General features: G+C 45.8%; 6 protein-coding genes. All 6 read left to right on the top strand.

Annotated elements, in window-relative coordinates; genetic code table 11:
- A partial coding sequence (locus AC58UW_RS07145) for a DUF6385 domain-containing protein (protein ID WP_497419976.1) occupies positions 1-652 on the top strand: 652 nt, incomplete at its 5' end.
- 55 nt (positions 653-707) lie between these two features.
- Complete coding sequence (locus tag AC58UW_RS07140) at positions 708-2,744, top strand: glycosyltransferase (RefSeq protein WP_497419975.1); 2,037 nt, start codon at positions 708-710, stop codon at positions 2,742-2,744.
- Positions 2,707-4,401 (top strand): glycosyltransferase, encoded by a 1,695-nt coding sequence (locus AC58UW_RS07135; protein WP_497419974.1) that lies wholly within the window; start codon positions 2,707-2,709, stop codon positions 4,399-4,401. The genes AC58UW_RS07140 and AC58UW_RS07135 overlap by 38 nt, the downstream gene beginning before the upstream one ends.
- A gap of 20 nt (positions 4,402-4,421) precedes the next feature.
- Positions 4,422-6,254: a tetratricopeptide repeat-containing glycosyltransferase family 2 protein gene (locus AC58UW_RS07130; RefSeq protein ID WP_497420012.1), complete on the top strand. Its 1,833-nt coding sequence runs from the start codon at positions 4,422-4,424 to the stop codon at positions 6,252-6,254.
- 49 nt (positions 6,255-6,303) lie between these two features.
- Positions 6,304-8,430 carry a methyltransferase domain-containing protein gene (locus tag AC58UW_RS07125; protein ID WP_497419973.1) on the top strand — a complete coding sequence of 709 codons (2,127 nt, stop codon included), beginning with the start codon at positions 6,304-6,306 and terminating at the stop codon, positions 8,428-8,430.
- Between the two features lie 364 nt (positions 8,431-8,794).
- Complete coding sequence (locus AC58UW_RS07120) at positions 8,795-10,243, top strand: spore germination protein (RefSeq protein ID WP_497419972.1); 1,449 nt, start codon at positions 8,795-8,797, stop codon at positions 10,241-10,243.
- Positions 10,244-10,266 lie beyond the last annotated feature (23 nt).

Raw genomic sequence — 10,266 nt, 5'->3', positions numbered from 1 at the left:
TGCGCTACTTGGCGCAACGATCACAACCGGTACTCTGGCTGCCGTCCTTGGAACAACCATCACTGCTGGTACACTCACGGCTGTGGAAAGCGCGACGATTGCCGGCGGTACGCTGAATGCGCTACTTGGCGCAACGATCACAACCGGTACTCTGGCTGCCGTCCTTGGAACAACCATCACTGCTGGTACACTCACGGCTGTGGAAAGCGCGACGATTGCCGGCGGTACACTTAATGCGCTACTTGGCGCGACGATCACGACAGGTACTCTGTCTGCGGTTCTTGGAGCAACGATCACAGCAGGTACGTTAAACAGCGTCACCTCGATCTCTCAAAAAAGCTTTACGGAAACTAGCACTACCGGAGTAGTTGCTACAAATACTTTAACTCCGCTCTCTGCGGTAACGACATCAAATCTGGGTACGTATTCTTACTTTGTTTACAACACAGGCCCAGCAGCCAATACTGTGGATCTCTATGTCGAAATCAGCGCGAACGGTTCGAACTGGGCTACCGATTCATCTCGTCTTGCAGTAGCAGGCGGAGCAGCAACGGTCCTGGTTCCCACCAGATTCCTCAAATATACCCGTCTATCCTACCAGGCTGCCTCAGGTACAACTCTTGATGTTTTCTTTAATGCACAAGGAACTTAATTTCTAAGGAGTACTAGGAAACTATGTGCTCCCTTCTTCAGGAGGAATCAAAAACATGTCCAGCGATCTGCTTGGCGTTCATCTTATCGTTCGTGACGAAGAAGATTGCATTGCCCGCTGCCTGAGGAGTATTTGCCCGATTACGGATGAATTGATTATCGTCGACACGGGCTCGACCGATAGAACTGTAGATGTGGCCCGCTCTTTTGGAGCGACGGTGTTTTCCATGGCGTGGGGAGATGATTTTTCAAGTGCAAGAAACTTTGCGCTATCGAAAGCGACCACACAATGGGTTTTAATCCTTGATGCTGATGAGCAACTTGTCGAAGGGGCCGATCGCCTGCGTGAATTTCTGGTACAAACGGATTCGGATCTCTTATCTGTGGAAATTGAAAACCGATTTGGAGACCATGCATGGGAACGTTTAAAAACATGTCAGACTAGAGTGTTCCGTAGAGAAAAAGGATATCGGTTCCATGGCGCCATTCACGAACAAATCGTTATGCCGGATTCCCATCATTCGTCATCAGCAGTATTATCTCCTTTGAAATTCGTGCATGATGGATACTTGCCCCAAGTCATTGAAAAAAAGCAAAAAGCGGTGCGAAATCTGCGCATTCTCGAAAAAGTAGTGGAGGAACGGCCTGAAGACCCTTTTCATCTCTACAATTTAGGCGTTACCTACTGCCAGTTGAAAAACGTTGAGAAAGCAACCGTACTCTTTGCGTTAGCTCGCTCTCGTGTGCCGGAGCAGGCTCCATTCCGCCCAACTCTCATTCGCGATAGCGCGAAAGTGTGGTTGGAACTGAATCGGTGGGAGGATGCTACTGAACTACTTCACATCGAAAGCTACCGGTATCCCGATTACGCGGACCTGCATCATCTGCTCGGAGAGGCCCTTGAGCACTCGGGACGGTTGCAGGAAGCTCTTGAAAGTTACTTGAAAGCTACTAAAGCGGCTCAAGAGGCTCAAGAGACTACAACCTATGTATCCGAGGCCGGAATGGGTTCCTTCCTGACTTATTGCGCCATGGCGCGTGTCTCCCGAAAATTCGGGGACGTGCAGCAGGCAAGTGCGCTATACCGAAAATGCGTAGACGATCATCCCGAGTTCGATCCCGCACTGTGGGAATGGGCAGATGTTTTGCAACAGCTAGAAGTATCGGATGAACAGATCATGGGGCTTTTTTCTACGATTATGGATGCCGGCAGGATTGAGAACCGGAACCGGCTTGCTCGTCTTTTGGCTGCAATCGGTGCATATCCTCAGGCTCTGGAGCTTCTTCAAACCTCAGGTTTTATGGAATCCTGCGACCGGCAATTGCTACTTGAGTGTCTGATGCAAACTGGCCGATATCGCGATGCATATAAGAAAATGGACGCGGAACCGAACCATGTGAAAGAGTTCAGACGGAAGCGGTGCATGGATCTGGCATTATGCAGATGGAGTGAGGAGCTGGAATTGCCTTACCGATTTTATAAACAATTAACGCCGGAAGAACAGCAATCGTTCGAATATTTAGAACACCATATATTAAAAATGGGTAGTGGCCCATACGCGAATGACGATCCCAACTTTCTCCCCCTTTTAGAGGAATTGATTGAACGAGCGGTCCAGCTTAAAATGATTCCGATTGCAGACCAGCTTGTCAGTCTGTCTGAGCCTTTGTCACTGATTATGTCCAAGTTACTGTACCGATACGGGTTCATTCTTTACGCTGCCGACCGTCTTCTCACACTTATGAAAACGGGAGAGCTGGATACAGAAGGTTTATATATGATCGCGGAAATCCTCTATACCAAGGGGCATTACAGCAATGCCGCAACAATGCTTGATAAGGTGTTGGCACAAACTCCGGATCACGAAAATGCAAGGATCGGGATTTCGCTTTGTTACTTGCAACTGGCACGAAACGTACTGTTGGAAAGTTTGGAAAGGGCTCCCCACCACTCGGTTTTACAACTCGACTTAGGGCGGATCGATACGAGCATTCGAATGCTGAACGCAACAGGCTGGCATACGGATTGGAATGCTGCCCAAAGGAGGAATTTACGTGCAGCACCTCCGGATATCGCTATGTATGATCGTTAAGGACGAAGCGGAACATTTACCCCGTTGTCTGAAGAGTGTGGACGGCATTGCCGACGAAATCATCATAGTGGATACCGGATCTACAGATCATACAGTAGAAATCGCCCAATCGTTCGGGGCTCGCGTCATCATTTCTCCTTGGCGGAACGACTTTTCCTTTGCACGTAATGTCGGGTTGAACGTTGCAACGGGTCATTGGATTTTATTTTTGGACGCCGATGAAGAAATTGAACCGGCTGATAAAGAGAAGCTGCTCATATGCGCACAACACCCCGAATATGCGGGTTTTTTTCTGCAAATTCATAACTATGTAGGAACTGGACTTCAAGGAACATCCATCAATCCCGTATTGCGCATGTTCCGCAACGCCCCGGAGCATCGGTTCGAGGGACGCATTCACGAACAGATTGGTCCCAGCATATTTCTGCATAATCCGAATGATTCCCTTCATATGAGCGGGGTAAAAATTCATCACTACGGATATAAAAACGAAGTCGTCTTGAAAAAAAACAAGGTGAATCGAAATCTACAGCTGCTTCTCGAAACGTTAGCGGAATTCCCAGATGATCCTTTTCATCTATATAATATCGGAGTTGAATATTTACGGTCAGGGCAGTCCGAACGTGCCTTGGAGGTCTTTCGCAGATCACGAGCCAAAGCGTCTCCTAGTCTAAGCTATACGCATCTGCTTTATAAGTGCGAAGCGCGCTGTCTCCAGGCACTTCAGAGAATTGAGGAAGCAGTCAAAGTATGTGCTGAAGGGTTTGAGCGGTATCCGAAGTATACGGATCTCCTTCATATAAAAGGTATTTTCGAAATGGAGCTTGGCCGGACGAATGAGGCTAGAATGTCGCTATTCGCGGCTTACAAGCTGGGTCCCCCGCCGGAAGGATATCATACTGAGGAAGGAATTGGGACGTATCAAACGTGCTATGCGCTTGGATTGCTGCATGAAACATTGCGGGATTACCTCCCTTCCGCCAATTGGTATGCGGAGGCGATACACCATAAACCGAGCTTGAATCCTCCGTTATACAGGTTATTCCGGTTTATGAAATGCAGAGGGCGCGAGTACGAATTATCTTCTTTATTTAAGCAGCAAATCCGTGTTGCAACACCGGAAGCAGCACTCCAAATCATTGCTTTTCTGATGGAAAGCGGCTGTTACCACACTGTTGCAGGGCTGCTAAAAGACTGGGGCAAGTTACTTACCATGAGTCACTCGGTCAAAATCCAATTCTCATTAAAACTGCTTACTGGCGATATTGACGGCTTGAAGAGTCTTTTGCACCGCACGCAAAGCACGAGCCATTCGCAAATTGCCTTAGTCCGGGAAAAGATGAAGGATTGGATATCCTGGATTTCCGACGGAAAGAGACGGGATGGACTGCCTGAAGATGTCCCCCCGGAGGAACTACCGTTTGCGGTCAAAGCCGCTTTTGCCAGCGGAAAAACGCCGGTCGCATTATCCGTAATTAACGAGTGGAAGAACAAATTGAACCTTCAGGAACCTTCGGACCCGTTACAGGCACAGCAGCTAATCCGTACGATGGTATTTTTGGCTGATACCCATCTGGCAAACATCAAATCGGACTCTAAGCATTACGGGTTGGTCTTGAGTTCACGGCTCGCGGCCCCGTTCGAAGATGGATTTTAGGAGGAAACCAAGTGGAACAAATGTCTGCATTATCCTTATGTATGGTTGTTCGCGATGAAGCAGATCACTTGGATCGCTGTCTTTCTTCCGTTTCTCGTTTAGTTAATGAAATCATTGTGGTCGATACGGGCTCATTGGACCGAAGCAAAGAAATTGCATTAGGTCACAATGCCGTTGTTATCGAATTCCCTTGGAATGGAGACTTTGCTGAAGCCCGCAATGCCGGTATCTGTAGGGCAACGGGCCGCTGGATTTTGGTTCTGGACGCGGATGAAGAGCTTGGAGATACTGACACCGTCGCTCTGAACTTTTTGCTAAATCAGACAGAACTATTCGGCTGTTATGTAAAAATGATTAACTATATCGGAAAGCAACCAGGAGAAGAATATATAACAGACGCCGTATGCCGACTGTTCCGAAACGACTCCCGCATTTTTTACGGCGGGAGAATTCACGAGGATATCGTGCCTTCGATTACAGCCATATCCGGTGCTCGAATCGCTTATGCTCCTTTGACGGTGCTTCATTATGGATATCTGGATTCCATCATCGAGAAAAAGCGAAAAAACGAACGGAATTTGGCGATTTTGCGGGATATTCTCGAACAGGATCCCGAGGATCTGCGGATGCAGTACGCGCTAGGGACCGAATATTTTCAGGTCGGCGACTATGATCGCGCTCTGGTCACTTTCTCCCCTCTCATCCCTCGAATCCCGGTGAACGCAGGATTTATGTCTGATCTAGTACTGAAAACCGCGTTTTCCCTCAGAGAAATCGGCAAACCGGAAGAGGCGGAACTCTTGGTCGACGAAGCGCTTTTGTTCTATCCCGATTATTCGGATCTGTTGGAGCTTAAAGCAACACTTTGTTTGGATAAAGGGAAGCTGGCAGAAGGGTTGGAAGTAATCGGTCAAGCGATGCGATGCGCCGAAAGATCGTTACAATATACGACTTCATCCGGTTCAGGAACGTATCGCAGCCATTACTTGGCAGGAACGATTCACGAGCGGCTGTTTCTCTGGCAAGACGCGATGGACCATTACCGGAAGGCATTGGCCTATCATCCGGGCTACGGACCTGCTTGGCATCGTCTGGCCGTTACCGCCCTATTATTGGGAGAAGAGGAGGAATTATTGAACCTCCTTTCAATCTGCAATAGTGATCGAATTCGAGCGCTCGTTCATACGTTATTGTTAGAAACAGCCATAGATATCAGAAATGTCGATTTTGCCTTGAAATTGTGGAGACAGCCAGGCTTCGCGTCCCCCAATCCGATTCTCCTGGCTATTTGGCTAACGCAGACAGGCGAAGATGAGCAAGCCCGTTCTCTTCTAGAGCAATTGCTGGCAATTCCGCAATACAACACAGACGCTGAGCTTTACCTCTGGGCTCTCACGATGAAGGATGACGATACCATGTCGGACTTGAACGGAGTAAAGGAACTTTCAAGCGCTTCTTTTCAGCGCCGTCAGCTCGCGCTGCTGCGTTGCGGCGCATGGGGAGCATTTCTCTCCCTCAGTACATCCAACTCCGGACTCTCCCTGCTTCCTGCCTTATTCATGTATGGCTTTCTAGCCGCCCCACCTGTCTATCAACGTAAACTGATCGATATTTGCCTACACCAGGCGGATACAATGGAATACGCCGAGCTGATCACTGCTGCTGTTTTCGCGCATTCTCTTGGTTTTTTCAACCTTTCTCGTGAATGGTTTTCCAAGGCTCGCGATCAAAAGCCCGAGCGCTTCGAACCGGTTATAGGAATGGCTAACAGCTATGTTGACGTATCGAAGAAATTCGGGCTTCTAATCGCACCCCTGCTAACAAAAGTACCACTTTGTCTGATCGTTTACTGACAACAATACGGCCCTATACGGCTACTCACAGATGATCGGAGGCAGACACTTGAAAACAAGTATTATCATTGCGACCCGTAATAAGCTTGACTATACAAAATGGTGTATAGAAAGCATCCGAACTTACACGCAAGCTGGTACTTATGAGCTCATCGTCGTAGATAATCATTCCACCGACGGATCAGTGGAATGGATCAAAGAGCAGCCGGATATCCGGTATCTATTGAATGAACAGAACCTGGGATTTACGAAAGCATGCAATCAAGGAATTGAAATATCAGCTGGCGACAATATTTTATTGCTAAATAACGATACGATTGTTACAACGAATTGGCTGAACAATTTGGTTGTCTGTTTGTATAGCGACGCAAAAATCGGGGCAGTTGGCAGTATCACAAATAACTGCTCATACTATCAGTCGATTGCCGTTTCATATCGAACAATCGAAGAATTGCAGCAATTCGCGAAAGCACTGAACGTAAGTGACCCGCAGAAATGGGAGGAGCGCTTAAAGCTCATCGCATTTTGTTTGCTTTTTAAAAAGGACGTCGTTAATTCAATCGGTTCCCTTGATGAGATATTTACTCCCGGAAACTATGAAGATGATGACTATTCATACCGTATTCGTAAGGCCGGATATTGCTTAATGCTCTGTAAGGATTCGTTTATTCACCATTTTGGAAGCACATCATGGAAAGATGATGCCGATAAATTTGATTCCTTGCTCTCGACCAACCGGCAGAAATTTAAGGAAAAGTGGGGATATATCTCGGATTATGCCTACGAAATTCGGTTTGATTTCGTTGAAATGATTCAAAAACCGGAAAATGCTTGCCTACGAGTTTTGGAGATCAATTGTAAGGGCGGAGGCACTCTTCTTCAGTTGAAGAATCGCTTCAAGCATGCGAAGCTTTATGGGATAGAATGGGATCCTTTTGAGGCGGACAGTGCCGCATTATTTGCGGACGTACAGGTGGATGAACCGCTTATAGCGTTTGAGCAGTTTCCAGAGAAGTTTTTCGATGTAATCCTTCTTCCATACGAGCTCCGAAACGATTCGTCTGTCATTGAATTACTTAGCAGCGTACAAAAATGCATGAAACCGGAGGGCCAAGTAATCGGCGCTTTTTCAAACCTTCTTCATTTCAGCGTTTTGAAGAAACTGATCGAAGGTAACTTGGAAGAACATAAACTTGCCTATTTCAAGCTGCCTGAAGTGATTCGTTTATTTCGTGATGCGGGCTTTAATGAACTGGTCGTCAGAGGAAACGAGCCGCCGAAATCGGCTGAAGATGAAGCTTATATTGCCCAGATGGCTTCCCTTGGGAGAAGCGAGACCCCAACCTACCATATCGTTAATTTCATCGTTTCTGCTCATCCGCGTGCTGAAATCAGCGAAAATACCGAGGATATTTTTGATATGGAACAAAATGATGTTCCTTTTACCGGAGAACGCATAGTTATCAACAAAGTCGTCAAGGAGAACTTCAGTCAAGTATTGGAAGAGCATTTGGCGCGTTATGAACTCGCCGCCAGGTATGTTGATGGGAAAATCGTACTTGATGCTGCCTGTGGAGCGGGTTATGGTTCAGTGATGCTACAGCAGGCGGGAGCACAGACTGTAATCGGCGTGGACATCTCAGAAGACTGCGTGCAGCATGCAAGAAAGAGTTACAGCAGAGATAACGTTCAATTTATAACGGGTGATGTTCAGGCGCTGATTGCCGAGGATAAAACGTTTGATGTTGTCGTATCTTTTGAGACCATCGAACACCTTCCTTGTGGAGCAGCATGGATAAAGGAGTCTGCGAGGGTTCTTAAAGATGACGGAATATTCATCGTTTCGACTCCCAATCGTTATGTTACCAACCCGGGGACATTCTTAGATGAACAACCGCTGAATCCTCATCATCTATTTGAATACAGCACGAATGAATTAATTGGCGAATTGCTGGTGTATTACGATATTGTCCACATGTATGGGCAGACGGTTGCTCACGACCACACCGGATTTTTTGGCAAGGTAATGAGGCAAGCCAGAAATATGGATTTGAATATTGTGCCCCGAACGATAAGAGCGGTTAAAGAAACTGAGCTTCTTCATCTGGCTGAGATCAAAGACGGTCAAGCGATGTATCATGTAGTCGTATGCAGGAAGAAAATCACCTGCTCTTAGGACGCGAATTTTTCGGTAGATACACATTGTCGCCGCCGGTGATGATCCTATTTTTCTTGCGGTCGACAATGTAGTAAAATCCTTATTCACTTTCGTTCTCAACATGGTTCGCCACAGTTATTTCGTTTTGTTATACACGCCGAGTTTTCCATATGATTTCCTCGTTGGAGCTTGGATCTGTTGAGCTGTCAGGAACGAATACCTGCTTAATGTCAGACTAGGTTGTTTTTCATCTTGAAGAGCTGATTGTGATCTCGAGCTGTGCTCAACTTAAATAGGAATAGTAATCCATATCCAAGCTCATAATAAAGCAAAGATATTACTGAGAGGTGTGTTTCTAATTCCAGTAAATTTATACTCGGTTTTGAAGGATACCATCAAATCGAATGATTTGGTGCAATCTGTGCATACTATTCATGGTAAACGGATTCACTTTACATATTGCAAAGCGATTGTAGACCAGAAACTTATTCACCACGAATTATTACATCGCTTTCAAATTTCAGAGACAGAAATAAACGGTCTTCTGGCATTAAAAAGCTTGATTCCATTAGAAAATGTCTCGTTATCTTCTAACGTGAACGAGGTTTCACAAAGTTTGGTTAAAGGCTTCATTTATGTTCAAATTGAACCTGATTTGAATGAAGGGCTTTTAATCCCTATTGCGGATCTACAACGCGGGTATCGGGGTAATAATGAAGCCGATAACGAATACAGCGTAATTGGCCCGAAAGTCGGGTTTGTGGAAGATATAGATACTAACCTAAATTTACTTCGTAAAGAGATAATTTCTGAGAATTTACGATTTGAGGAGCACATCCTAGGTTCACTATCACAAACAAGAGTAGCGATTGTTTATATGGACGGTATTTGCAACCCACAGTATGTAAACACCGTAAGACAAAGATTATTAGATGCTGATTTTGATGTGGTATTTGATAGTTCTATTCTTGACCAAGTCATAACGGATAACGCAAATTCGCCATTCCCTTTATTTATGTCAACGGAACGTGTAGACAAGATAAAATTTAATCTTCTTAACGGCCAAGTTGCGATATTAAGCGGTGGATCTCCATATATAATATCCGGACCTAGCACCATGTTTGATTTTTTCGCCTCACCCGAGGATTATTATCTGCCATGGGTTATAGGTTCTTTTTTTCGAAGCATAAGGTTCTTGGGAGTTGCCTTCTCTATTCTTGCCTCTCCCTCCTATGTTGCCGTGTTAACCTTTCATTATTCCGGCATACCGCAATCTCTTCTAGGCCCGATTATTGAATCTAGAGCGAATGTTCCCTTCGCGCCGTTTCTTGAAGTATTGCTCTTAGAATTAACCGTGGAACTATTACGTGAAGCTGGCGCCAGATTGCCAACCAAAGTCGGACAAACGTTGGGTATTGTAGGCGGTATCGTACTCGGAGAAGCTGCCGTGCAAGCCTCTCTAACGAGCAATATATTAATTATCATTGTTTCTCTTTCTGCTCTATCCTCATTTGCTACACCTAGCTTTAAAATGGCTAATACAATACGCTTTCTAAGATATCCATTGATATGCTTAGCGGCAGCATTGGGGGGGTTAGGCATAACGATTGGGCTCTTACTACTTTTAGGCCATCTGTTGAGATTGAAATCGTTGGGTAATCCCTACATTGTTCCCTTGTTCCCATTTCGTTTCCGTGAATTCACAGATAGTTTTATTCGCTCCTCCCTCAGCCTTACTTTTAATCGACCTCGTTATTTACGCCCACTTTCGTTGAGAAGATATAAGGAAAGAAAAGCTAAGGATAATAATAACGATTACAATAACGAATAAATTACTAAGTAAAGGAACTAGAG

The organism is Paenibacillus sp. J22R160, from assembly GCF_059692135.1.
Note: the sequence above shows the minus strand (reverse complement) of the source record. Positions and strands in the feature narration are given on the sequence as shown.